17 protein-coding genes and 4 tRNA genes are annotated in these 25,623 nt (G+C 62.4%); 13 read left to right on the top strand and 8 right to left on the bottom strand.

Annotated features, from left to right (window positions below; all coding sequences use genetic code 11):
- The first annotated feature begins 21 nt into the window (after window positions 1-21).
- Entirely contained in the window at window positions 22-594 is a 573-nt protein-coding gene (locus F0A16_RS12235; RefSeq protein WP_149435683.1) for a hypoxanthine-guanine phosphoribosyltransferase, read from the top strand.
- 60 nt (window positions 595-654) lie between these two features.
- On the opposite strand, the gene ppsR is transcribed toward F0A16_RS12235, so the two are convergent.
- A complete protein-coding gene (ppsR, locus tag F0A16_RS12240; protein WP_149435684.1) occupies window positions 655-1,488 on the bottom strand; it encodes a posphoenolpyruvate synthetase regulatory kinase/phosphorylase PpsR in 834 nt (277 codons plus the stop codon).
- Window positions 1,489-1,714: 226 nt separating this feature from the next.
- Here ppsR and ppsA point away from each other — a divergent pair, with 226 nt between their 5' ends.
- A complete protein-coding gene (gene ppsA, locus F0A16_RS12245) occupies window positions 1,715-4,156 on the top strand; it encodes a phosphoenolpyruvate synthase (protein WP_420853079.1) in 2,442 nt (813 codons plus the stop codon).
- 106 nt (window positions 4,157-4,262) lie between these two features.
- Here the strand turns inward: ppsA and F0A16_RS12250 are convergent, their stop codons facing one another.
- The 3 genes from F0A16_RS12250 to acnB form a co-directional block, all read right to left on the bottom strand.
- Window positions 4,263-6,077: a glycerophosphodiester phosphodiesterase gene (locus tag F0A16_RS12250; RefSeq protein ID WP_149435685.1), complete on the bottom strand. Its 1,815-nt coding sequence runs from the start codon at window positions 6,075-6,077 to the stop codon at window positions 4,263-4,265.
- Between the two features lie 171 nt (window positions 6,078-6,248).
- The gene (locus tag F0A16_RS12255) at window positions 6,249-6,845 is read right to left on the bottom strand and encodes an outer membrane beta-barrel protein (RefSeq protein ID WP_149435686.1); all 597 of its coding nucleotides are present in this window, start codon (window positions 6,843-6,845) and stop codon (window positions 6,249-6,251) included.
- Between the two features lie 224 nt (window positions 6,846-7,069).
- The gene (acnB, locus tag F0A16_RS12260; RefSeq protein ID WP_149435687.1) at window positions 7,070-9,673 is read right to left on the bottom strand and encodes a bifunctional aconitate hydratase 2/2-methylisocitrate dehydratase; all 2,604 of its coding nucleotides are present in this window, start codon (window positions 9,671-9,673) and stop codon (window positions 7,070-7,072) included.
- A 480-nt stretch (window positions 9,674-10,153) separates the two neighbouring features.
- Between acnB and F0A16_RS12265 the strand changes: the two genes are divergently transcribed.
- The gene (locus tag F0A16_RS12265) at window positions 10,154-10,816 is read left to right on the top strand and encodes a MiaE family protein (RefSeq protein ID WP_239023810.1); all 663 of its coding nucleotides are present in this window, start codon (window positions 10,154-10,156) and stop codon (window positions 10,814-10,816) included.
- Between the two features lie 109 nt (window positions 10,817-10,925).
- Window positions 10,926-14,828, top strand: coding sequence for an ATP-binding protein (locus tag F0A16_RS12270; protein ID WP_149435688.1), 3,903 nt, complete (start codon window positions 10,926-10,928; stop codon window positions 14,826-14,828).
- An 84-nt stretch (window positions 14,829-14,912) separates the two neighbouring features.
- Here the strand turns inward: F0A16_RS12270 and F0A16_RS12275 are convergent, their stop codons facing one another.
- Both F0A16_RS12275 and F0A16_RS12280 read right to left on the bottom strand, forming a co-directional pair.
- Window positions 14,913-15,635 carry a UDP-2,3-diacylglucosamine diphosphatase gene (locus F0A16_RS12275; protein ID WP_149435689.1) on the bottom strand — a complete coding sequence of 241 codons (723 nt, stop codon included), beginning with the start codon at window positions 15,633-15,635 and terminating at the stop codon, window positions 14,913-14,915.
- Between the two features lie 45 nt (window positions 15,636-15,680).
- On the bottom strand, window positions 15,681-16,175 hold the full coding sequence (locus tag F0A16_RS12280) for a peptidylprolyl isomerase (RefSeq protein ID WP_149435690.1): 495 nt from the start codon (window positions 16,173-16,175) through the stop codon (window positions 15,681-15,683).
- A gap of 183 nt (window positions 16,176-16,358) precedes the next feature.
- On the opposite strand from F0A16_RS12280, the gene F0A16_RS12285 reads away from it, so the two are divergent.
- Together F0A16_RS12285 and cysS are read left to right on the top strand one after the other, a co-directional pair.
- Window positions 16,359-18,098, top strand: a complete 1,740-nt coding sequence (locus F0A16_RS12285) for a glutamine--tRNA ligase/YqeY domain fusion protein (RefSeq protein ID WP_149435691.1) — start codon at window positions 16,359-16,361, stop codon at window positions 18,096-18,098.
- 21 nt (window positions 18,099-18,119) lie between these two features.
- Window positions 18,120-19,511, top strand: a complete 1,392-nt coding sequence (cysS, locus tag F0A16_RS12290; RefSeq protein ID WP_187776002.1) for a cysteine--tRNA ligase — start codon at window positions 18,120-18,122, stop codon at window positions 19,509-19,511.
- Between the two features lie 70 nt (window positions 19,512-19,581).
- Here the strand turns inward: cysS and mtnN are convergent, their stop codons facing one another.
- A complete protein-coding gene (mtnN, locus tag F0A16_RS12295) occupies window positions 19,582-20,286 on the bottom strand; it encodes a 5'-methylthioadenosine/S-adenosylhomocysteine nucleosidase (RefSeq protein ID WP_149435693.1) in 705 nt (234 codons plus the stop codon).
- A 37-nt stretch (window positions 20,287-20,323) separates the two neighbouring features.
- Window positions 20,324-21,181 (bottom strand): bifunctional methylenetetrahydrofolate dehydrogenase/methenyltetrahydrofolate cyclohydrolase FolD, encoded by an 858-nt coding sequence (folD, locus tag F0A16_RS12300; RefSeq protein WP_149435694.1) that lies wholly within the window; start codon window positions 21,179-21,181, stop codon window positions 20,324-20,326.
- A gap of 244 nt (window positions 21,182-21,425) precedes the next feature.
- On the opposite strand from folD, the gene F0A16_RS12305 reads away from it, so the two are divergent.
- The 7 genes from F0A16_RS12305 to clpX all read left to right on the top strand — a co-directional run bounded on the left by F0A16_RS12305 (window position 21,426) and on the right by clpX (window position 25,548).
- Window positions 21,426-21,502 (top strand) — tRNA-Pro (locus F0A16_RS12305).
- Between the two features lie 47 nt (window positions 21,503-21,549).
- Window positions 21,550-21,626 (top strand) — tRNA-Arg (locus F0A16_RS12310).
- A gap of 45 nt (window positions 21,627-21,671) precedes the next feature.
- Window positions 21,672-21,746, top strand: a tRNA-His gene (locus tag F0A16_RS12315).
- 24 nt (window positions 21,747-21,770) lie between these two features.
- Window positions 21,771-21,845, top strand: a tRNA-His gene (locus F0A16_RS12320).
- Window positions 21,846-22,145: 300 nt separating this feature from the next.
- Window positions 22,146-23,501, top strand: coding sequence for a trigger factor (gene tig / locus F0A16_RS12325; protein ID WP_149435695.1), 1,356 nt, complete (start codon window positions 22,146-22,148; stop codon window positions 23,499-23,501).
- An 85-nt stretch (window positions 23,502-23,586) separates the two neighbouring features.
- Complete coding sequence (gene clpP / locus F0A16_RS12330; RefSeq protein ID WP_149435696.1) at window positions 23,587-24,207, top strand: ATP-dependent Clp endopeptidase proteolytic subunit ClpP; 621 nt, start codon at window positions 23,587-23,589, stop codon at window positions 24,205-24,207.
- A 63-nt stretch (window positions 24,208-24,270) separates the two neighbouring features.
- Window positions 24,271-25,548: an ATP-dependent Clp protease ATP-binding subunit ClpX gene (gene clpX, locus F0A16_RS12335; protein WP_149435697.1), complete on the top strand. Its 1,278-nt coding sequence runs from the start codon at window positions 24,271-24,273 to the stop codon at window positions 25,546-25,548.
- The last annotated feature ends 75 nt before the right edge of the window (window positions 25,549-25,623 follow it).

The following is a 25,623-nucleotide window of genomic DNA, read 5'->3' on the forward strand; positions in this document are numbered from 1 at the left end:
TTTCATGGTGAACCGTAAACGATGAATCAAACCCCTCCGATCGATGCCCTGAGCTCGATGCAGGAAGTGATGGACAATGCCGACTGCCTGATCGATCAGGCGCAGGTGGAGCAGGCTCTGGACCGCATGGCGGCCGATATCACGCGCGAGCTGGGCGATAAGCTGCCGGTCTTCTATTGCGTCATGAACGGCGGACTGATCACCACCGGGCATCTGCTGACACGGCTCGGCTTTCCTCTGGAAGTCGATTACTTGCACGCCACGCGCTATCGCGGTGGTATTCGCGGCGGTGAACTGTTCTGGCGGGTGTCGCCGGAAATTCCGATGGCCGGCCGCCATGTCGTGATCGTCGATGACATTCTCGACGAGGGCGCCACGCTGGCAGCCATTCTCGATTACTGTCGCCAGGCCGGGGCGGCAAGCATCTCGACGGCGGTACTGGTCGACAAGCGCCACGATCGCAAGTCCTCGCCTGGTCTCAAGGCCGACTACTGTGGCCTGGAGGTCGTCGATCGCTATGTATTCGGCTTCGGCATGGATTACAAGGGCTACTGGCGTAACGCACCAGGCATCTTCGCCCCGAAAGGGCTTTGACGCGAGGCTCGCGCCAGGCAGGCCGCCCCCGGTTGGCAGTGATAGTTTTCTTCGGCCCGCTCAACGCGGGCTGAATCGCCTCTGGAGTCCCGTCTCGTTCATCATGCGTGTCGATATCTCCTCGATCGAGAAGCGGGTGGTATCGATGTAGGGAATGTTGTGGCGCCGGTAGAGCGCCTCCGCCTGGCCGATCTCCTGCATGCACTGGTCCATCGAGCAGTAGCGACTGTCCGGCCGGCGCTCGGTGCGGATGGCCGACAGCCGGCGGGCATCGATGGTCAGGCCGAACAGCTTGTGCCGATGTTTGGCCAGCGATGGCGGCAGGTTGAGAATGCCGTTCTCGTCCAGGTCGTCCTCGGTCAGCGGGTAGTTGGCGGCACGGATGCCGAACTGCAGCGCGAGATACAGCGAGGTGGGCGTCTTGCCGCAGCGCGACACCCCGATCAGGATCACGTCCGCCTCCTGATACTGATGCGTTCGTGCGCCGTCGTCGTTGTCCAGGGCGAAATTGACCGCCTCGATACGGTGCATGTACACGTCGTCGCGGCCGATCGCATGGGTACGCCCGACGGTGTAGGTCGAGTGGGTCTCCAGCTCCTCTTCCAGCGGGGCGAGGAAGGTAGAGAAGATATCGACCTTGAAGGCCGATGCCTCGGCCACGATGCTCCGGATCGCCTGATCGACGATGGTGTCGATGACGATGGGGCGGATGCCGTCGCGCTCGGCGGTGGCCTCGATGATGCCCACCAGCGAACGGGCCTTGTCGAGCGTATCGATGTAAGGCTTGGTGACCTGGATGAAATCCGTATTCTCGAACTGTGAAAGCAGGCTGCGACCGAGGGTCTCCGCAGTGATGCCGGTGCCGTCGGAGATGAAGAAGGCGGTGCGGGGCATGGCGTTCATCCGTGGGTGTCGATCGTCCATTGTCAGCCGAAATCCGCGACCGGGGCAACTCGTCCCCGGTGGCGGCGCCGCACCGACTCGCGTGACTACAGGAATGCGCGAAAAGCGTGGATTCCTGTAGAAATACTCCAAACTCTACGCCCTTAAACTTCTGGCTAAGCCCAAAGTCGCCTGTTAGCTTCTGGCTCCATCGAGGCGCAGCGGAGCGCGCCGTTTCATGCGCCACGTTTCATCGGCAGTGGCCGGCCAGGACGATCAGGAGACGACTTTGGAACCCTTCATCATCACTTTCGAGCAACTGGGAATGTCCGACGTCGAGCGCGTCGGTGGCAAGAACGCCTCGCTGGGGGAGATGATCTCCAACCTGGCGGACGCCGGGGTCACCGTGCCGGGCGGTTTCGCCACCACGTCCCACGCCTATCGTGAGTTCCTGGCCCATGACGGCTTGAACGACCGCATCAACGCCGAACTCTCCAAACTGGACGTCGACGATACCGAGATGCTCGCCAAGGTGGGCGAGAGGATTCGCCAGTGGGTGATCGATACGCCCTTGCCCCCCGCATTCGAGGATGCGCTGGGTGACGCCTACGAGACGTTGCAGGCCCGCCATCCCAACCTCAAGGTGGCCGTGCGTTCATCGGCCACCGCCGAGGATCTGCCGGACGCCTCCTTCGCCGGCCAGCAGGAAACCTTTCTCAATATCGATGGTTTCGACAACGTCAAGCGTGCCGTCCATGAGGTTTTTGCGTCGCTGTTCAACGATCGCGCCATCTCCTATCGCGTTCATCGCGGTTACCCGCACGAGAACGTCGCGCTCTCCGCCGGCGTCCAGAAGATGGTGCGCTCCGAGACGGCGGCAGCCGGCGTGATGTTCACGCTGGACACCGAGTCCGGCTATCGCGATGCGGTGTTCGTCACCGGCGCCTGGGGCCTGGGCGAGACGGTGGTGCAGGGCGCGGTCAATCCCGACGAGTTCTATGTTCACAAGCCGACGCTGGCTGCCGGCAGACCGGCCGTGTTGCGACGCACGCTGGGCTCCAAGCGGATCAAGATGGTCTACACCGACGACGCGGCCGCCGGCCGCTCGGTCAAGACGGTCGATGTCGGCCATGCCGATCGCCAGCGCTTCTGTCTGAGCGACGACGATGTCATGGAGCTGGCACGCCAGGCGGTGACCATCGAGAAGCACTACGGCCGCCCGATGGACATCGAGTGGGCCCGCGACGGCGACGACGGCAAGCTCTATATCGTCCAGGCCCGGCCGGAGACGGTGGTGTCGAACCAGGAGGGCGGCACCCTGGAGCGGTTCACGCTCAAGAGCAAGAGCCGCGTGCTGGTCGACGGTCGTGCCATCGGCCAGCGGATCGGCCAGGGCAAGGTCAAGCTGGTGGCATCGCCGGAAGAGATGCACAAGGTACAGTCCGGCGACGTGCTGGTGACCGACATGACCGACCCCGACTGGGAGCCGATCATGAAGCGCGCGTCCGCCATCGTCACCAATCGCGGCGGACGTACCTGCCACGCGGCGATCATCGCCCGTGAACTGGGGATTCCCGCCGTGGTCGGCTGTGGCGATGCCACCGAGCTGCTCCAGGACGACGTCGAGGTGACGGTCTCCTGCGCCGAGGGCGACACCGGTCACGTCTATCAGGGCAAGCTGGAGTTCGATTGCCAGACCACCAGCGTCGACGCCATGCCGGAGATTCCGTTCAAGATCATGATGAACGTGGGCAATCCGGATCGCGCCTTCGCGTTTGCGGGGCTGCCCAACGACGGCATCGGGCTGGCGCGCCTGGAGTTCATCATCAACCGCATGATCGGGGTGCATCCGCGGGCGCTGATGGATTACGACAAGCTCTCCAGCGACCTGCAGCAGACCATCGATCTGCGCACCGCCGGCTATGACGATCCGGTCAGCTTCTACGTCGATCGCCTCGTCGAGGGCATCTCCACGCTGGCGGCGGCGTTCTATCCCAAACGGGTGATCGTGCGGCTGTCGGACTTCAAGTCCAACGAATACGAGAACCTGATCGGCGGCAAGCTCTACGAGCCGGGCGAAGAGAATCCGATGCTCGGCTTCCGCGGCGCCTCGCGCTACATCTCCGACGACTTCCGGGCCTGCTTCGAGCTGGAGTGCCGGGCGCTGAAGCGCGTCCGCGACGAGATGGGGCTGAACAACGTCGAGATCATGGTGCCGTTCGTGCGCACGCCCGCCGAGGGCAAGGCGGTGGTCGACCTGCTCGAGGCCAATGGACTCAAACGCGGCGCCTCTTCATCTTCCGAAGACCAGGGCCTCAAGGTGATCATGATGTGCGAGCTCCCCTCCAATGCGCTGCTGGCCGACGAGTTCCTGGAGTATTTCGATGGATTCTCCATCGGTTCCAACGACCTGACCCAGTTGACGCTGGGGCTGGATCGCGATTCCGCGATCATCGCGCATCTGTTCGACGAGCGGGACCCGGCGGTCAAGAAGCTGCTGTCGATGGCGATCCAGGCCTGCAAGGCTCAGGGCAAGTACGTGGGCATCTGCGGCCAGGGACCTTCCGACCATCCGGAACTGGCCAAGTGGCTGATGGAGCAGGGGATCGATTCGGTGTCGTTGAACCCGGACGCCGTGCTCGAGACCTGGTTCATGCTGGCGGGCGAAACGCTGGGCTGATCGTTGCGAGGCAGCCCTGGGGGCCGGCGCGATGTCATCGCGCCGGCCTTTTTGGTTTCGAGGTGGTGGCGAGACGTCGACAACCGCGCCTCCACCGCCGGGGCGGTCACGACCGCAGCCAGTTGCGCAGCTTCACCAGCAGCAGCTCGCCGTCGGACATTGCCCGTCGTTCCTGCAGGATCTCGGCGAGAGCATCGGGCCGATCGGTGATGATGTTGTCGACCCCCATGTCGAGATAACGCGACATGTCGCCGACCCCGTTGACGGTCCACACCGCCACCCCCCGGCCGGTATCGTGAATGGTCCTCAGCAGGCTCGGCGTAGCTTGGGTGTGGCGCAACCCAATGATGTCGGCGTCGGTGGTATTCAGCGCACCGGGCAGGACGAACTGCAGAAACAGGGTCGTCCGCAGGTCTTCGTCCAGTCTCTTGACCACCTCGATGACATCGGGTGACAGCGAGGCAATCACGGCGTGGTCCGTCATCTGGCTGGCTTTCAACTGGGCAATGACCTTTTGGGCCAGTTCCTCGGCGGTTCCCGGTGCCGGTTTGAGCTCGACGTAGAGCCCGATGCGATCTCGCGCGTTGTCCAGGATCTGCTGGAAGGTGGGAATGCGCTCGCCAACGAAGGCGTCGCCGAAGTAGGAGCCCACATCGACCTGCTCGATCTCGTTGAGCGTCATGTCGCTGATGTTACGGTCGACCCCGGTCAGTCGACTCAGATTGTTGTCGTGGGAGACGACGACCTGACCGTCGCCACTCAGCCGGACGTCCAGTTCCAGGTAGTCGGCGCCATCGGCGATGGCCTGGTTCATCGAGGCCATGGTGTTCTCGGGCGCCACCAGCGAGCTCCCGCGATGTGCGGTGATCGCGACGTGGTCGTTGATCTCGAACCCATGCAGTATCCAGCCCGCCTGGCCGAGCGCGAAGACCAGCAGCAGGATCTCCGCCCCCCAGGCAATGATGCCGGAGCGCTGCGGTGTCGCGGAGGGGCGAAACACCGGCGCCCGCCCGATGGCGCGGTGGTACAGCGTGATCACCAGCAGGCTGTTGGCGGCGATACCCAGGAAAGTGAGCGCGATCGTGGTGACGATATAGAGTGCCAGGTAGGCAAGCATCGCCGGGATCAGGACGCTGTTGCGCTCCGGCAGGTACCCGAGCAGCGTCCCGCCCAGCGTGTTGAAGGTCAGCGTGAAGACGACCGGGATGGCCGCCACCAGCAGCGCCATGCCGACGACGGCAAGGGCCATCCGCAGGCGGCGTCCCTGTGTCAGTTCGCGGCTGCGTCGCAATGCGGCAACCGGCTCGAGGCCGTCGAGCATCATCGCCGGCAGCGCCAGGAACCAGCGAAAGTAGAGTGCGGCGCTGAGCAGTACCAGAACCAGGGCGATCGGCGTGGCCACGGCGAGAAACTCCCATAGCGGGGGAGGCTTCAGGTGGATCAGGATGTAGGGCTCGATATCGCCGAGCATGGCGTCGTAGAGGTGGGCGAGACCGATGGCGAACGGGGCGGCCAGGAGAAGGTGGCTGCCGACCTGGAGCAGGGTGAGTGTCATCAAGGCCGGTAAACGGCGCAGCACGTGCCATAGCGACCCCATGGCCACCCGGTATCGGTTCCCGGCCTGGCTCGAGACGACGAGCATCATTCCCGCCTGTTGAAGGAAGATCACCAGGAAGCTGAGCCCGATCGCTACCAGCAGCCAGAGCAGCCCCCACAGCGAGAAGGCGACGTCCAGAATCTGTCCGTTGCTGAGTACGGGGCGTCCGATGCGGTGCAGCAGGCCGGCCAGCGTGTTGGCCGACAGTGGCACCCAGACGGCCGAGGCGAGCAATGTGAAGAACAGGTGGAAGGCGATCAGCGAGCGCAGGTGGGCGCGGATCTGCCGGGCGATGTCTTGAATCAATGAGCTGGGTGCTAGCATGGATTGGTCGGCGGTGTCCCTTCCCGGGCCAAGTGTGATCGGTGGCGAATGGGCGCGACAAGGCGCGCCATTCAGTGTTGTCGTCAAACGGTCATCTTTGCAAGTTCGTCTGATCCGGAACGGAAAAGGCCGCTCGAAGGCGGCCTGGACGCGGCATCGTCAAGCGCTGGTCTAGAACTGCCAGCCCACGGAGGCGGTGTAGGTGTCGACCTGAAAGTCGCTGTCGAAATCATAGCGTTCGTATTCGGTGCGCAGCAGCAGGTGCTGGTAGCGGAACTGGACGCCAGCGCCGTAGACCGGGTCGATCCCGTCGTTGTCGTCGAGGTCGTTGGACGCCGCGCCCAGGTTGCCCCTGGCATCCGTTTCCCAGCGCGCCATTCCCGCCTTGGCGAACAGCTCGAAACCGGCGCCGACCGGCAGTTTGCCGACCAGGCTCAAGCCGTAGGCCTTGCTCTTGAGGTCGACCACGTTGCCGCCGCGGATCAGGTTGGGCTTGCCCAGATCGGCGTAGAAGGCCTCGGTAGCGAAGTAGGGGTTGTATTCGTAGCCGACGAACGCCTTGTAGACACTGTCGTCGTCGTCGACGCGATAGTTGCTGCCATCGGCGCCGGCGAACTTGCCGATGTCGCTGTCGCTGCTCGCCACCTCGCCGTAGCCGCCGCCGATCCCGAGATAGAGCCCGTCGGCATTGGCGGCCTGGGCCGTCGGCGTCATCAACAGAAGCGGGGAAAGCGCCATCGGAATGGCGAACCAGGTAGTCTTCTTCATCGTGAATCTCCCTTGAATGAGTGCGGACAGGCGTCGTGTCCTTGGGTCCGTGCAGTATCGATTGAGCGTGGTTACGCTGATCCTGGACGCTGGCGAACAGCGTTTGATGAGTCGCCCAGACTTTATGATTAGCCCCTAATGAAGGCAAGACATAAAAAAACGCCCTGCGTTCGCAGGGCGTTTCGGTGACCTCTTCATGAAGCGCGAGCATCGGAAGAGACTTGTCAGGCTTCCTGGGCGACCGGGATGACCGTAGCGGCCGCCTTCTGGAAATCCTCTATCTCATGGAAGTTCATGTAGCGGTAGATCTCACCCGCCATGGCATTGAACTCACCCATGGTAGCCTTGTACTCCTCGACCGTTGGCAGGCGGCCCTCGACGGCCGCAATGGCCGCGAGCTCTGCCGATGCCAGGTAGACGTCGGCGCCGTCGCCCAGACGGTTGGGGAAGTTGCGTGTGGAGGTGGAAACCACGGTCGATTTCGGCGCCACACGTGCCTGGTTGCCCATGCACAGTGAACAGCCGGGCATCTCCATGCGAGCGCCAGCCTTGCCGTAAATGCCGTAATAGCCCTCCTCGGTCAGCTGATGTTGGTCCATCTTGGTCGGCGGTGCAAGCCACAGGCGCGTTTTCAGGCTTCCCGCCGGCTGTTTCTCGAGCAACTTGCCGGCGGCGCGGAAGTGGCCGATGTTGGTCATGCAGGAGCCGATGAAGACTTCATCGATCTTCTGGCCGGCGACGTCGGAGAGCAGGCGGGCATCGTCCGGGTCGTTGGGTGCGCAGAGCACTGGCTGGTCGATCTCGGCCAGGTCGATTTCGATTACCGCCGCATAGTCGGCGTCGGCGTCGGCGCGCATCAGGCTCGGGTCGTCCAGCCAGGCCTGCATGGCATCGATGCGTCGTTCCAGCGTGCGACGATCGCCATAGCCATTGCTGATCATCCACTTCAGCAGTGTCACGTTGGAGTTGAGGTACTCGCTGACGCGCTCTTCGCCCAGCGTGATGGTGCAGCCGGCTGCGCTACGCTCGGCGGAGGCGTCGGAGAGTTCGAACGCCTGCTCGGCGGTGAGATCCTCGAGGCCTTCGATCTCCAGGATGCGGCCGGAGAAGATGTTCTTCTTGCCGGACTTGGCGACCGTCAGGTGGCCCTGCTGAATCGCGTAGTAGGGGATCGCGTGGACCAGGTCGCGCAGGGTGATGCCGGGCTGGCGCTCGCCCTTGAAGCGCACCAGGACCGATTCCGGCATATCCAGCGGCATCACGCCGGTGGCGGCGGCGAAGGCGACCAGTCCGGAGCCCGCCGGGAACGAGATGCCCATCGGGAAGCGGGTGTGCGAGTCACCGCCGGTGCCGACGGTATCCGGCAGCAGCATGCGGTTGAGCCAGGAGTGGATGATGCCGTCGCCCGGACGCAGCGACACGCCGCCACGGTTCATGATGAAGTCGGGCAGGGTGTGATGGGTTTCGACATCGACCGGCTTGGGGTAGGCGGCGGTGTGGCAGAACGACTGCATCACCAGGTCGGCCTGGAAGCCGAGACACGCCAGGTCCTTGAGCTCGTCGCGAGTCATCGGGCCGGTGGTGTCCTGGGAGCCGACGGTGGTCATCTTCGGCTCGCAGTACATGCCCGGGCGAACGCCGTCCATGCCGCAGGCCTTGCCGACCATCTTCTGGGCCAGGGTGAAGCCGCGGCCGGTATCGACCGGCTGCTCCGGCCTGCGGAAGATATCCGAACCCGGCAGACCAAGCTCGTTGCGCGCCTTCTCGGTCAGACCGCGGCCGATGATCAGCGGGATACGGCCGCCGGCGCGGACTTCGTCGAGGATGACCTGGGTCTTGAGCGCGAAGGTGGAGACGACTTCATCGCTGTCGTGGCGGGTCACCTTGCCTTCGTACGGGTAGACATCGATGACGTCGCCCATCTCGAGCTTGTCGACATCCATCTCGATCGGCAGGGCGCCGGCGTCTTCCATGGTGTTGAAGAAGATGGGGGCGATCTTGCCGCCGAAACAGAAACCGCCGGCGCGCTTGTTGGGTACGTACGGAATGTCGTCGCCAAAGAACCACAGTACCGAGTTGGTCGCCGACTTGCGCGAGGAGCCGGTGCCCACCACGTCGCCGACGTAGGCGACCGGGAAGCCCTTGGCCTTGACCGCGTCGATCTGCGCCAGCGGGCCCTTGCTGCCCGGCACTTCCGGCTCGATGCCGTCGCGCGGGTTCTTGAGCATGGCGTTGGCGTGGAGCGGAATGTCGGGGCGCGACCAGGCGTCCGGCGCCGGCGACAGGTCATCGGTGTTGGTTTCGCCCGGCACCTTGAATACGGCGATGCTGATCTTCTCGGGCAGGGCCGGCTTGGCCAGGAACCATTCGGCACCGGCCCAGGATTCGAGCACGCTCTGGGCGGTGGCGTTGCCATTTTTCGCGCGTTGGGCCACGTCGTGAAAGGCATCGAACATCAGCAGGGTGTGCTTGAGCTGTTCGCCGGCCTCCTGGGCCAGCTCGGGGTCATCGAGCAGCTCGACCAGCGTGGCGATGTTGTAACCGCCCTGCATGGTGCCCAGCAGCTTCACCGCATGAATCTTGTCGATCAACGGCGAGCTGGCCTCGCCCTTGACCAGGGCGGTCAGGAAACCGGCCTTGACGTAGGCGGCCTCGTCGACGCCCGGGGGCACGCGGTCGGTGATCAGTTCGAGGAGAAACGCCTCTTCACCGGCCGGGGGCTGCTTCAGCAGCTCGACCAGTTGCGCGGCCATCTCGGCGTTCAACGGCTTCGGTGGCACGCCTTCCTGGGCGCGCTCCTCGACATGTTGGCGGTAAGCTTCAAGCACGGTGGAGACCCTCATCTAGAGTTGGAGCCCGCATGAGCGAGACGGACATAGGTGCCATGACGCGGCAGGCACGGAACCGCTCGTCGTTCGGCGACCCAGGATCGTCTGGCAGCCATTGGAATGGCTGGCACGAAATCGGCTGCGATGGGCGCTGCGAAGTCTACGTGAAACTGTCGACAATGTTAAGGAGCCCTCGATTCCGCGCCCTGGCGGCTCCGATCGGCTGTCAATGTCACCATGGTCATGGAGATGGCTATCGAAGTCTCGTCGGCCAGGCGCTACCATGAGTCCACGCGACGCCGAATCCACTCTGATTCAACGTACCAAGCGATGGAGACCGTTGAGTGGCTTGGGTCTGGCCTTGATGGCCGTGTCGACTGTCTCAGGGACGATCTTCACGGGATACGACACGCCCGGCTCTCATTCGGCGTCTTTCACCACCAACGTATTCGGCCATTGCCGAGCGCCCGAAGAACGTCAATGACTACTGAACGAATGACCGACGACATCGATGTCGACGCCGACCGCCTGCTGCCGGCCGAACTGCTCGAGTTTCTCCCCTGTGCCACGCCCCAGCGTTGGATCGAGGCCGCGCTGGAGAATCCGGCGCTATTGTTGATCGATCACGCGCAATGTGAAAAGAAGGCCGCTTCGACGGCGATGAGCCTGATGTTCCGCTATGTCGATCGCCCCGAGCTACTGACCAAGATGTCTCAGTTGGCTCGCGAGGAGCTGCTGCATTTCGAGCAGGTGGTGGGCTTGATGCAGGAGCGGGGCGTCGACTACTCCCACATCCAGGCGTCACGCTATGCGGAAGGGCTGCGGGAACACGTGGCGCGGGAAGAGCCGGATCGGTTGATCGATATTCTGATCGTGGGCGCGTTCATCGAGGCACGCTCCTGCGAGCGTTTCGCCCGGCTCATTCCTCATCTCGACGAGTCGCTTGCCAAGTTCTATCGCTCCCTCGTGCGTTCCGAAGGACGCCACTTCGAGGATTATCTCGGGCTCGCCGAACGCTATGGGGGCGAGGCCGCGGTGGTCGAACGCGTGGCGCGCTTTGCCACTCACGAGAGAGCCTTGATCGAAGGTGAAGACGCCATGTTCCGCTTTCACAGCGGCGTGCCGACAGCGATCTCGCCATGAATCGTCGCCGCCTCGCCGATCGTACCGGTCCAAGCCAGCCGGAAGGGCGTGGCAACGGGCTGCCGATGATCTCCGCGCGGCTGCCTCCTCTATCGGATAACGGAAAACGATGAATTCAGGTCGAGCTACAACAACAATCGCGCTCTTCGGACATTTCGGGTATCAGCAAGGCGACGACTCCCTGACGCACTTCAGCTACGACAAGGTGAAGGCGCTGCTGGTCTATCTCCTGATGCAGGATGCGCCGGCCAGTCGTGCCGCGCTGGCCGAGATGCTGTGGCCGGACCAGGGCGTCAAGTCGGGGCGCACGAACCTTCGCCACGCCCTTCACTGTCTCCGTCATAGCCTCGGCGATCTTGCCGAGGCGTCGTTGACCGTCACCCGTCAGACCATCTCCTTCGATTTGCCGCCCAATGTTCACTGGGATCTCCGCGAGGTGGATGGCTTGCTGCGCGAGCCTCCCTCCATCGATGTGCTCGACCGGCTGCTCGACTACTATCGCGGCGACCTGCTGGCCGAACTGCATCTTGGCCAGTGCGTCGCTTTCCAGCAGTGGCTGGTGCGCACCCGAGGCGAGTGGCGGCAGCGTTTGACCGAGTATGCGGAGCGGGTTCTGGAGGCGTCTTCGGCGCTGCCCGAGGCGCTGCTGCGAACCCTGATTCACCGCATCCCGGATTTTGGTCCTTTTCACGAGCGTCTGGTAAGGCAGCTCGCCGAGCACGGGCAATTCGCTGCCGCCCGGGAGCAGTTCAACGCCTTCCTACAGCATCTCGCGCTCTCCGGTCAGCAGCCGGAGCCGGGCTTTCTGCAATTGGCGAGATTCTGGTCGGAGGTACCGGAGCAGGGGCGTCCCCGGATCGATTGGTCCAACCCCGCCGGCGCCGACCCTTCCCCGGGACCGCAGGAGGCGCCGGGGTACTCGGCGGAGGACATCGACTACCGCCAGGTCACGGTCATGGCGATCGCGCTCCGACCGGCGGACGCCGGTAACGATCTCGGCCGGGCACTGGCTTGCCTAAAGGCTCAGGATCAACTGTTTCGATGGCTGGAGACCCAATGTCGTCATCTTGGCGGTTTCTGGCAGGCAGCAGTGGGAAGCGGCGTAGGGCTCGCCTGTTTCGGCACTCATGGTCCGACCCATCAACTGGCCGAATTGGTGGCGCTGTTCGAGCATTGTCGACAAGGACTGGCCCATGAGCTCGATAGCCTATGGCAGGGTGAAGAGGCGCCGCCGCGGTTCACGCTGACGGCCGGCCTGGATAGCGGCCGCGTGATCTGGCTTCCCGAGCGGCACTCGATCGATCCGTTCGGCGACGTGACTCAGGTGGCGCTGGCCATGATGGTGGCGGCCAAGAGCAGCGAGTTGGTCATCTCGCTCAACGCCAGTCAGCATCTGCCGCCGGCTTTCGATCTGCAATCTCGTCTGACACCGCGCCTGATCAGCAGCGATGGTCGCGTTCAGCGACGAGGCCTGGTGCTTGGCGTGGAGTCTTCCGGTCGAGAGACGCTGCTGCCCAGCCTGACCGGACGTGAGGCGGAACTGCGCCAGTTGCGCGATGCGCTGGCCCGGGTTTCCCTGGGGCTGCGGCAAAGTCTGTTGGTGTTGGGCGACACGGGGATTGGGAAGTCCGCCCTGATGATTCATTTTAGGGAGTATCTGCAGCACGAAGAGGCCGCGGTTTTCTGGCGTCCCACGACTCGGTTGTCGAGTCAGGCATCTTACGGTCTGATCCAGGCGCTGCTGGGGTGGTATCTGGAGGCGGAACCGAATGATGATGCGATCAGAGGGGTGATCGACCGAATCCCTGCATTGGAACGAGTCGGCATCGAGCGACGTCAGTTGTTGATCGATGTGCTCGGGCGGGCACCGCTGGCGAGGGAGGATGCCGACGAGGCGGTGGAGTTGGTCACTCAGCTTACCCAGGCGTTGATTCTCGAGACGACCCGTTCTCGCCGTCCACTGGTGATCATCGTCGATGATCTCCAGTGGATGGACGAACCTTCACTCAAAGTGCTCCAGAACCTGCAGGCCCGGCTGCCGATTCATACTGCCTTGTTACTGGTCGCCTCGCATCAGAACCGGGAGGTTCCCTCGGTCAGGTTGAACTGGGATCAGCAGGTGGTGCTAGGGCGCCTCGACGTGGAGCGGTCCGCGGACATGCTGGATTACCTGGCCCGCCGACATCGCCTCAAGCTGAACCCGCGGTTACGCGAACAATTGATCGAACGTTGCGAGGGAGTCCCGCTCTACCTGCAGGAGATCTGCCGCCGACTCGAGATCGACCGTCGCGAGGGCCGGCGTCTGGACGCCGACAGTCTGCCGAGCGGGTTGCTGGGATTGCTGGCCAGTCGCATCGACCAGTTGCAGGGGTATCGCCAGGTCGCGCACATGGCGGCCACGCTGGGGCGCCAGTTCGAGGCAGGCATGCTGCGAGCCGGTCTGGCGATCAGCGACGATGTCTTCAAGGTGGCGCTGGAGCAGATGCGACGGCTGGAGATCATCGAACCCTGCGACATGCCGCCCTATGACTTCCAGTTCAGCCATCCGTTGCTGCAGGAGGCGGCCTACCTTTCGTGCCCACAGGATGTTCGGATCTTGTTGCATCAGCAAGTCGTGGAACTGATCGAATCCAGCTATCCCGCCTGGATCAGCCGACATCCGGGAGATTTCGCCGAGCATCTGCGCCGAAGTGGCGATCCGGCTCGGGCCGCACGTTATTTCGAAATGGCGGCGAGGAGTGGCCTGAAGGTCAGCGCTAACCGTACGGCGTTGAAAATGGCGGAGTCCGGTCTCGCCTGCCTGAAGATGATATCCGGGGGTGGTGCCGAGCGTGAAATCAGTCTGCTGACGGTAAAGGGGCAAGCTTGCTACGCGCTGGAAGGGCATGGCTCACCCGCGGCGCAGGAGAGTTTTCTCCAGGCCCAGAGCCTGTGGCAGGGCTCGGTTCTGGACGACGATGAAGCTGACGATCAGGCATTTTTGGTGACGTGGGGGCTATGGGTCGGCGCAAGCCAGCGCCACGCCAATCGCGAGGCGGAGTCGTTGGCCCAGCAGCTGCGTGAACTGGCGCAGCGCATTGATGATCCGCGCTACCAACGCCTGGCACTCTACGCCCGCGCCCATGGAGAATATTGGAGTGGTCGAATCTCGCTTGCCTTTGAGCACCTCGACCAGATCGATCCATTGAGTTGGCCGATGGTTCTGGAGTGGTTGCCATACTCCGATCATCCGCAGGTGGCGGCGGCCTGCTATCAGAGTTGGACGCTTTGCCTGAGGGGCGACTATCGCCGCGCAGAGCAGCAAATGGAAGCGGCTATCCGGTTGGCGGAATCCGTTCGTCACCCGGGCTCTCTGGCCATGGCTCTGATATTCGCCGCTTCCCTCTACCGGCAGTTGGGACATATCCATCTGGCGACGGAGCGTGGCCGTCGCGCGCACGAGATGACGCGTACCGCGGATCTCCAGCGTTGGCACTGGGAGGCGGAGTGCGTGCTCGGCTGGAGTCAGTCGCTGGCAGGGGAGTCGCAGGGCCTACAGAGAATCGAGTCCAGCGTCGCCCGATTGAGCGAGTTGACGGGCAGAGAGCCTTGGCAGCGGCCTTTTCTGTGGTACGGCGATGCCTGTCTGGCGCTCAACGAGGTGGCGCGCGCCGTGGCCTATCTCGAGCCCTGTCTCGAGCATGCACGTACACGACGCTCCTTGATGATGCCGCAAATCGCGTTGCAGATGGCTCGAGCCAAGCATCGCATGGGTGACGACATGGAGAGCGTGGCGGCTCTTATCGAGGAGTCGAGAAGCTGGGCCATCGAATCCGGCAGCCCCCATATGGAATTGAAGAGTCTCGAGATGTGGCTCTCCCTGGTCGATGCCGGCGACCGGGACAAGCAGCGCGCACTGCGTTATCGGCTGGGGGAAGTGGCGCTGTCCGATGCGCCGGTTCTGACTCGCTGGCGAACGCTTCTGGACAATGTCAGCGCCTCGTCTCCCCGTTCGCCCGATTACCAGTTTTAGTTCCAGTACGAGGAGGCCGGTTGAGTGCCGTGAGGCATTTCCGGTAACTCGCCCGGCGAAACCGCGCGCCGGGCGCCGGTGCGATCAGATGGCGAACGACTCGAGTGTCAGGCCGTCGTCGTCCACCCTCAGCTGCCAGCCGGTGCCGGGACGCCAGTCGCCGATCACGTAGCGTTCGGCCGGCTCCCCGCTGACGCTCAGTTCGTGCACCGCCGGTCGATGCGTGTGACCGTGGATCATGACCCTCACGTCATGGGCCTGCATCGTCTCGATGACGGCCTCGGGCGTGACATCCATGATGTCCTCGGCCTTGTTGGTATTGGCTTCGCCGGACTGCTCCCGGAGTTTCCTGGCCAGTGCGATGCGTTCCTCCACCGGCATCGACAGGATCTGTGCCTGCCAGGCGGGGTCGCGAGCCTGGCGTCGAAATGCCATGTAGGCTTCGTCGCGAGTACACAGGCTGTCCCCGTGCATCAGCAGGACTCGCTGTCCGCCCAGTTCCGCCACCGTGGGATCGTCGAGCAGGGCGCAGCCGCTATCGGCGGCGAACGCTTCGCCGATCAGGAAGTCCCGATTGCCGTGCATGAACGCCAAACGGGTGCCGGCTTCGGCGCACGCCTTCAGCGCGGCAATGATCCGATGCTCGAACTCGCCCCGATAGTCGTCTCCAATCCAGGCTTCGAACAGGTCGCCCAGAATGGTCAGAGACGATGCCTCCCGGGCCGGCCCGTGCAGATAGTCGATGAAACCCTTGGCGATGTCCGGCTGGGAGGGGTGAAGGTGGAGATCGGCAATCAACAGTTGCATTCGAGAGGTCGTTCCTGTTGGTGGTCGGCCCGTGAGGGGCGGGGGTCAGTCCGTGACTTCGGCACGTTCGATGACGACGTCCTCGACGGGGACATCGCTGTGCATGCCGCGCCGTCCGGTGGCGACCTGGCGGATCTCATCGACCACCTCCATGCCGTCGACCACGCGACCGAATACGCAGTAGCCCCAGCCCTGCAGGCTCTTGTCGCGATGGTTGAGAAATTCGTTGTCGGAGACGTTGACGAAGAACTGGGCGCTGGCGGAATGGGGGTCCTGGGTACGCGCCATGGCCACGGTGCCTTTCTGGTTGGCCAGGCCATTGTCGGCTTCGTTCTCGATCGTGGCGCGCGTCGGCTTCTGCTCGAAGTCGGTGTCGAAGCCGCCGCCCTGAACCATGAAACCGTCGATCACGCGATGAAAGAGGGTCCCGTCGTAATGGCCATCGCGGGCGTACTGTTCGAAGTTGGCGGCGGTCTTGGGGGCTTTTTCGAAGTCGAGTTCGAGCGTGATGGTGCCGTGGTTGGTGTGCAAGACGATCATCGGAAATCCTGGACGATTCTGGCTGTCGGGAGACGGCAGGCGGCTTGGCGCCGGCCGCGGGCGTCGCGCTATAATAGCGGCTTTGAGCCGCCGGGAGAAACCGCCGTCCGCGCGTGTTAACCTGCTGTCATCAGGGCCGCACTGTCGGCCGATCATCCGAATTATAGAGGTTGCCTGCATTCCATGAGCGTCGAAAGCAACACGAGCGCCGAAAGTCCCAACGATCGTTCCGAAGACCAGCCCGGTGCCGAGACCCAGCACGGAGCCCCGAATTTCCTGCGCAACCAGATTCGTGACGAGATCGAATCGGGCCAGGCTACCACGATCGTGACCCGCTTTCCGCCGGAGCCGAACGGATTCCTGCATATCGGCCATGCCAAGTCGATCTGGGTCAACTTCGGCCTCGCGGAGCAGTTCGGTGGACGTTGCCATCTTCGCTTCGACGATACCAACCCGGCCAAGGAAGAGCAGGCATACATCGATGCGATCCAGGAAGACATTCGCTGGCTTGGTTACGAGTGGAGCGGTGCGGTGCGCTTCGCCTCCGACTATTTCGACCAGCTCTACGCCTGGGCCCAGCACCTGGTCCGTGAAGGCAAGGCATACGTCGACGATCTTTCGCCGGAGGAAATTCGCGAGTATCGGGGGACGCTGACCGAGCCGGGCCGTCCGAGCCCCTATCGTGAGCGCGGTGTCGAGGAAAACCTGGATCTGCTGGAGCGCATGCGGCTGGGAGAGTTCGAAGAGGGCAGCAAGGTGCTGCGGGCCAGGATCGACATGGCCGCGCCGAACATCAACCTGCGCGACCCGATCCTCTACCGCATTCGCCACGCCCATCATCATCAGACCGGCGATAAGTGGAAGATCTATCCCTCCTATGATTTCACCCACGGCCAGTCGGATGCCATCGAAGGCATCACCCATTCGCTGTGCACGCTAGAATTCGAGGATCACCGCCCGCTTTACGAGTGGTTCCTGGCACACCTGCCGGTGCCGGCCAAGCCGCGTCAGACCGAATTCGCGCGGATGAACGTCAACCACACGGTGACGTCCAAGCGCAAGCTCAAGCTGCTGGTCGACCGCAACGTGGTGGATGGCTGGGACGACCCGCGGATGCCGACGATCTCCGGGCTTCGCCGCCGCGGTTACACGCCGGCCTCGCTGCGCAAGTTCTGCGACATGACCGGTGTGAGCCGTGCCGCCAACGTGGTCGATATCGCGATGCTGCATTTCGCCATCCGCTCGGATCTCGAGGACAACGCGCCGCGGGCGATGTGCGTGCTCGATCCGCTCAAGGTGGTGCTGACCAATCTCCCCGCGGACCACGACGAGGTCTTCGAGGTCCCGGGACACCCGGCGCGCGAGGACATGGGCACTCGCCAACTTCCGCTGACCCGCGAGATCTGGATCGACCGTGAAGACTTCATGGAAGAGCCGCCGAAAAAGTTCTTCCGTCTCGCGCCCGGTAAGGAGGTTCGCCTGCGCAATGGTTACGTCATCCGCTGCGACGAGGTGGTCAAGGGTGACGATGGCGAGATCGCCGCGCTCCACTGCAGCATCGACTTCGACACCCTGGGCAAGAACCCCGAGGGGCGCAAGGTCAAGGGCGTCATCCACTGGGTCAGCGCCGAGCACGGCGTGCCGGTGGAGGTCAGGCTCTACGACAACCTGTTCCTGGAGGAAGCGCCGGATCGCGACAAGGATGCCGATTTCCTGGATCACCTCAACCCGGACTCGCTGGTCACTGTGCAGGGTATCGCCGAGCCCGCACTGGCGGATGTCGAACCGGAAGCGCGCTACCAGTTCGAGCGGGTTGGCTATTTCTGTGCCGATCGTCATGCGTGTCGCGACGGCAAGCTGGTATTCAATCGCACCGTGGGGCTCAAGGACAGCTGGGCCAAGATTCAGAAAAAGCAGGGCTAAGGGAACGAGAACATGAGCGCGCTGGAAATCTACAACACGCTGACGCGCCGCAAGGCGAAACTCGAACCCATCGAGCCTGGCAAGCTGCGGATGTACGTCTGCGGCATGACGGTCTACGACTACTGTCACCTGGGCCACGCCCGGGTCATGGTGGCGTTCGACGTGATCACGCGCTGGCTGCGCCAGGCCGGCCTGGACGTGACCTACGTTCGCAATATCACCGACATCGATGACAAGATCCTCAGGCGCGCGGAGGAGAACGGCGAGTCCATTTCGGCGCTGACCGAGCGCATGATCGTGGCCATGCACGAGGATGAGGCGCGACTCGGGGTCCTGCGGCCGGATGCGGAACCCCGTGCGACCGGTCACATCCCGGAGATCGTGGCGATGATCGAGCGCCTGATCAATGGGGGCTATGCCTACGCGGCAGATAACGGCGACGTCTACTATCGTGTTCGCCGCTTCTCCGGCTATGGCAAGCTCAACAACCGCAATCTCGATGACATGCGCGCGGGAGCCCGCGTCGACGTCGACGAGCACAAGGAGGATCCGCTCGATTTCGTGCTGTGGAAAGCGGCAAAGCCAGGCGAAGCCAACTGGTCCTCTCCCTGGGGCGAGGGGCGGCCAGGCTGGCATATCGAGTGCTCGGCGATGTCCACCTGCTGCCTGGGCGAGACCTTCGATATTCATGGCGGCGGCCCGGATCTTACCTTCCCGCACCACGAGAACGAGATCGCCCAGAGCGAGGCGGCGACCGGCAAGCCCTACGTCAACGTGTGGATGCACGCCGGCGCGGTTCGCGTCAACCAGGAGAAGATGTCCAAGTCGCTGGGCAATTTCTTCACGATTCGCGAAGTGCTGGAGGTTCACGACCCGGAAGTGGTGCGCTATCTGTTGGTGGCGAGTCACTATCGGAGCCCGATCAACTATGCGCCGGAGTCCCTGAGCGAGGCGCGCAAGTCACTCGAGCGTTTCTACCATGCACTCGACGGTGTCGAGCTGGTCCATGGCGACGTCGAGGGCATCTATGCCGAGCGTTTCTCGGCGGCGATGAGCGACGATTTCAATACGCCGGAAGCGTTGTCGGTGCTGTTCGACCTGGTGCGAGAGATCAATCGGCTACGAGTCACCGAGCCGACTCGCGCCGGTGCGCTCGGTCAGGAGCTCAGGCGACTAGCGGGTTTGCTGGGATTGCTCGAGCGTGAACCCGCCGAGTTCCTCAAGGCCGGCGCGACCGGTCTGCCACTGAGCGAGGCCGAGATCGAATCCCGAATCGAGGCGCGGGCGACCGCCAAGGGAAACCGGGACTTCGCCGAAGCCGACCGAATTCGTGACGAACTGGCTGCGCTGGGTGTCGTGTTGAAGGATTCTCGCGAGGGCACGCGCTGGAGTTTCGAAGCGCCGCCGGCTTGACCCGACGCTGTCCTGAAACGATGAACCCCGCCGACCGGCGGGGTTCGTCGTTATGGCGCGAAGCCCGGCATCAGGACCTTCCCAGGGAAGCGATGATCGCATCGACCATTTCGGCGGAGTGCGTCGCGGCTTGTTCCAGGAAGGTGTCGAACGAGAGGCTGGACTCCTTGCCAGCGATGTCCGATAGCGCTCGGATGACCACGAACGGGCAGTCGAACAGATGACACGTCTGGGCAATGGCGGCGGCTTCCATTTCCACGGCCAGCATTTGAGGGAAGTGCTCGCGTACGGCATCGACGCGTGCCGGGTCGGCCATGAAGCTGTCGCCGGTACAGATCAGCCCCTCGTGAACGCGCAGAGCACCGAGCGTCTCGATGCAGGCGCGGGCGGTCTCGATCAATGCCGGATCGGCGCCGAAACCGGCGGGCATGCCAGGGACCTGGCCCATTTCGTAGCCAAATGCCGTGACGTCGACGTCATGATGGCGAACCTCGCTGGAGATGACGACATCGCCCACCTCCATGTCCGCACCGAAGCCGCCCGCGGACCCCGTATTGATGACGGCGTCCGGGTGGTAGTGGGTCATCAGTTGGGTTGCGCCCACCGTGGCGTTGACCTTGCCGATCCCGGATTGAAGAAGCACGATTTGGAGCCCGTGGCGCTCGCCACAATGGAAGGTGCCGCCAGGGTGGTGTTCGATGCGGGCGTTGTCCAGGCGGGAAGCGAGCAGGGCGACTTCCTGTTCCATGGCGCCGATGATACCGAGAGTCTGCATGGGATGATCCATTGTTCTGATGGGAGCGGTCGATGATTCACCGCGCATCGTGGAGTTCGGCGGCCTGCAGGGTGTTCTGCAGCAGCGTGGCGACAGTCATTGGTCCGACCCCCCCCGGTACGGGCGTGATCCAGCTGGCGCGTTCGGCAGCGGTGTCGAAATCGACGTCTCCGATCAACGTGCCATCTTGCTGGCGATTGATGCCCACGTCGATGACGATAGCGCCCGGCTTGATCCAGTTGCCATCGATCAGGCCGGGCTTGCCGGTGGCAACCACCAGCAGGTCGGCTTGCCGGACCTTGTCCTCCAGCCCCTGGGTGAAGCGATGGCAGATCGTGGTGGTACAGCCGGCGAGCAGCAACTCCAGTGCCATCGGCCGGCCGACGATATTGGAGGCGCCGACGATGGTGGCGTCCAGCCCTCGCAGCGGGATCTGGTTCTGCTCCAGCAGCGTGATGATGCCCTTGGGCGTGCAGGGGCGCAGCAAGGGAAGTCGCTGTGCCAGGCGACCGAGGTTGTAAGGATGGAACCCGTCGACGTCCTTGTCCGGACGAATGCGCTCGAGCAGGGGATTGGCATCGAGATGGGGCGGCAATGGCAGTTGCAGCAGGACGCCATCGACCGCCGAGTCGGTGTTCAGGTGGTCGATCAGCGCTTCCAGATCCGCTTGGGTCGTGGTGGTCTCGAGCCGATGGCTGAAGGAGAGAATGCCGGCGTTCTCGCAGGCCCGGTGCTTGTGGCTGACGTAGACCTCCGACGCCGGGTCGTGACCGATCAGGATGACGGCCAGCCCCGGGCGGCGTAGCCCTCGTTGGGTACGATGTTCCACGTCGGCTTTTACCTGACTGCGAATTGCGCCGGCAATGGCTTTGCCATCGATCAACTGAGCGGTCATCGACTTTCCTTTCTGAGTCCTGAAGGCCGGCGGATCGCCGGAGGAGGTGGGCAATTTTCGCATGCCCAGCGATGCAGTCAACGCACGATGACGGGGAGGTGGGATTCGCGCTCGGTGGCGACTCTCTCGATGCTTTGCGAATCAGGCCTGAGTGCACGTAAAGGCTTGACCCCGCTGAAAGGATCCGTAGAATACGCAGCGCATCGAAGGGCTCGTAGAGTCATCGAGCACGAAAAACGCGGCACGGGGTATAGCGCAGTCTGGTAGCGCGCCTGCTTTGGGAGCAGGATGTCGGGGGTTCAAATCCCTCTACCCCGACCAAGCATGTCGCCGTTTCGTGTCGATGGAAATGCAGCCGGTATTGGAATGCGCCTATAGCTCAATCGGATAGAGCAACGGCCTTCTAAGCCGTAGGTTGCAGGTTCGAGTCCTGCTGGGCGCGCCACTCAACGCGGCGTGACGCGTTCCCGGTTGATGCAGAATCGGTATGGTGGGTGTAGCTCAGTGGTAGAGCCCCGGATTGTGGCTCCGGTGGTCGTGGGTTCGATCCCCATCATCCACCCCATTACCGATCAGGCTTTTAGAAATGGTGGGTGTAGCTCAGTGGTAGAGCCCCGGATTGTGGCTCCGGTGGTCGTGGGTTCGATCCCCATCATCCACCCCATTTCTTCCCTTCTTTAATCTGCCTCCTTGAATTGATGACTTTTCTCCCTCGGCTGTCGGATGTGGTATGCGGCCAGGCATCTTCGATCGGCGGATCGGATGCATAGGGAGCCCCTCCTAAAGTCGATTTTTGCCGCATCAGGCTTGTATTTTGCCTCGATTAGCACCATTTACCGCGCTAGTCCGCTTGCCAGTAGGCATGGGGGTTCTTAAAATCGCCCCCTTGCTTTGAAATGACAGTTTTGAAGTCACAGTCTTTGAGTTGCATTCACAGAACGCCCCCGTCGGTAGAGGATCATCTATGCAAGTTTCCGTTGAGACGACATCCCAGATCGAACGTCGCATCACTGTTCAGGTTCCCGCAGCCGAGGTCGATGAAGCCGTTGCGACTCGCCTGCAAGACACCGCCAAGCGCGTTCGTCTGAATGGCTTTCGTCAAGGGAAGATCCCGATGGCGGTCGTGCGCCAGCGTTACGGCAAAGATGTCCGCAATGAAGTTGTCAGTGAACTGATGCGTCAGCACTACGTGCGGGCGATCACCGAGCAGAGCCTGAATCCGGCCGGCTACCCCTCGATCGAGCCGAAAGTCGATCAGACGGGCAAGGATCTGGAGTTCGTCGCCACGCTCGAAGTCTACCCGGAAATCGAACTCAGCGGCATCGATGGCACTACCGTCGAGCGCCCGCAGGCGGAAATCACCGATGCCGACATCGATACGATGATCGAAACCTTGCGTGGGCAGCGCGCCGAGTTCCAGCCGGTCGAACGCGCAGCGGAAGAGGGAGACAAGGTCAAGATCGATTTCCAGGGCTTCCTCGGCGATGAGCCGTTCGAAGGGGGGGCTGCCGAAGGGCACGAGCTCGAACTGGGGTCCAACCGTTTCATCCCGGGCTTCGAAGAGCAACTGGTCGGCGCCAAGGCCGGCGACGAGAAGAGCATCAACGTGACTTTCCCGGATGATTACCAGGCCGAGCACCTGGCGGGACAGGAGGCGACCTTCAAGGTTGCGGTGCATGAGGTCTCCGCCAAGGCGCTGCCGGAAGTCGATGCCGACTTCATCAAGGAGTTCGGTGTGGAAGACGGTGATGCCGACAAGTTCCGTGCCGAGGTCAGGAACAATATGGAACGCGAAGTCCGGCAAGCGGCCCAGAACCGTGTCAAGCAGCAGGCTCTCGATGCGCTGCAGAAAGCCAACGACGTTACCGTTCCGCAGTCGCTGATCCAGCAGGAGACCGACGGACTCAAGCGTCAGGCGGCCCAGCAGTTCGGTCTCGGTGAGGACTTCGACGTCAGCCAGTTGCCGAATGAGCTGTTTGCCGATCAGGCTCGCACCCGTGTCAAGGTAGGGCTGTTGCTGGCGGAAGTCATCAAGCAGCATGAGCTCGATGCCAGTGATGACGAGATCCGTGCTCGTGCCGAGGAACTGGCCACTCAGTACCAGCAGCCGGAGCAGGTTGTCGATCAGTACATGCAGAATGACGAGCTCAAGGGGCAGATCAAGTCCGCTGTGCTGGAAGACAAGGCCGTTGACAAGCTTCTCGAGCAGGCCCAGGTTAACGATGTCAGCATGAGCTACGAGCAAGTGCTGCAGGCCGCTCAACAATCCGAGGAAGCGGCTGAAGAAGACGAAGCTGAGGAAAGCGATTCCAAAGCATGATGGGTGCTTGGTAAGCAAGACGACCCGGTTCAGGCCGGGTTGCTAGTCGATGGGCCTGACAATCACCAGATGTAAGGAAATCGCGATGCGTAACGAGTTCGACATCAGTAATGCCGGTGGCCTGGTCCCGATGGTAGTGGAGCAGAGCGCGCGCGGTGAGCGGTCGTACGATATCTACTCCCGTCTGCTCAAAGAGCGTGTCATCTTCTTGGTCGGCCCGGTCGAAGATTACATGGCCAACCTGGTCGTGGCGCAGCTGCTGTTCCTGGAATCCGAGAATCCGGACAAGGACATCCACCTTTATATCAACTCACCGGGTGGTTCGGTGACCGCTGGCATGTCCATCTACGACACCATGCAGTTCATCAAGCCCGATGTCTCCACGGTCTGTATTGGCCAGGCGGCCAGTATGGGGGCGTTGCTGCTCGCCGGCGGCGCGAAGGCCAAGCGCTTCTGCCTGCCGCATTCGCGGATGATGATTCATCAGCCGCTCGGAGGGTATCAGGGGCAGGCTGCGGATATCGAGATCCACACCCGCGAAATCCTGACCATTCGCCAGAAGCTGAACCGCATTTTGGCCGATCACACGGGGCAGGATATCGACAAAATTGCTCAGGACACCGATCGGGACAACTTCATGGATGGCGAACAGGCGGTTGAATATGGCCTGATCGATGCCATGCTGGATAAGCGTCCGGTATCCTGATAGCGTTTGAGTCAAGGTTTCACACGGCTGCGCAGCGCGCCGCCGTCCTGACGAGGTACACGAATGGCCGACGGTAAAGGCAAAGACGACAACGGCAAGCTGCTCTACTGCTCGTTCTGTGGCAAGAATCAGAACGAAGTTCGCAAGCTCATTGCCGGTCCGTCCGTCTATATCTGTGACGAGTGTGTCGATCTCTGTAACGACATCATTCGCGAGGAGGTTCTGGAAGCCGACGCCGAGGGCGATGAAGACCGTCTTCCCGTGCCTCGAGAGATCCGCGATACGCTCGACGACTACGTGATTGGCCAGGATCGCGCCAAGATGGTGCTATCCGTTGCGGTCTACAATCACTACAAGCGTCTGCGCGGTGGTGGCAAGAGCGACATCGAGCTAGGCAAGTCAAACATCTTGCTGATTGGCCCGACGGGTAGCGGTAAGACGCTACTGGCGGAGACTCTTGCACGCCTGCTCAACGTTCCGTTCACGATTGCAGATGCCACGACGCTCACGGAAGCGGGTTACGTGGGTGAAGATGTCGAAAACATCATTCAGAAGCTGCTGCAGAAATGTGATTACGATGTCGAGAAGGCCCAGCGCGGGATTGTCTACATCGACGAGATCGACAAGATCTCGCGCAAGTCGGACAATCCATCGATCACCCGAGACGTCTCGGGCGAGGGCGTCCAGCAGGCACTGCTCAAGCTGATCGAAGGTACGACGGCGTCCGTTCCGCCGCAGGGTGGTCGCAAGCATCCGCAGCAGGAATTCCTGCAGGTTGATACGGGCAACATACTGTTCATCGTTGGCGGTGCCTTTGCAGGACTGGATAAGGTGATCCGTGATCGTGCCGAGAAGGGTGGGATTGGTTTCAACGCATCCGTCAAGAGCAAAGAGAGCAACAAGGGCGTCGGCGATATTCTCGCGGGTGTCGAGCCCGAAGATCTCGTGAAATTTGGGCTGATTCCCGAATTCGTCGGGCGTTTGCCGGTGATTGCGACATTGACCGAGTTGAGCGAAGACGCTCTGGTTCAGATATTGACCGAACCCAAGAACTCGCTGGTCAAACAGTATGCACACCTGTTCGAGATGGAAGGTGTCGAACTGGATTTCCGTGAGGACGCTCTGCGTGCAGTGGCGCACAAAGCCATGGAACGGAAGACCGGTGCGCGTGGGCTACGTTCGATTCTGGAGTCGGTGTTACTGGAAACGATGTACGACGTGCCTTCGCTCGACGGCGTGACGAAGGTAGTGATCGACAGCTCCGTCATTGCTGGCGACAGTGAGCCGTTGTTGATCTACTCGAAGCAGGAAGAGAGCCGCGTCGCCAACAAGGACGGGTGATCGCCTCCGCACTGTTACTTGCCTAGATGAGGGGGCCTGATGGGCCCCTTCGCTTTTATGGATACCGTGCCGCGT

Source organism: Salinicola corii, assembly GCF_008298015.1.
GTDB classification, from domain to species: Bacteria; Pseudomonadota; Gammaproteobacteria; order Pseudomonadales; family Halomonadaceae; genus Salinicola; species Salinicola corii.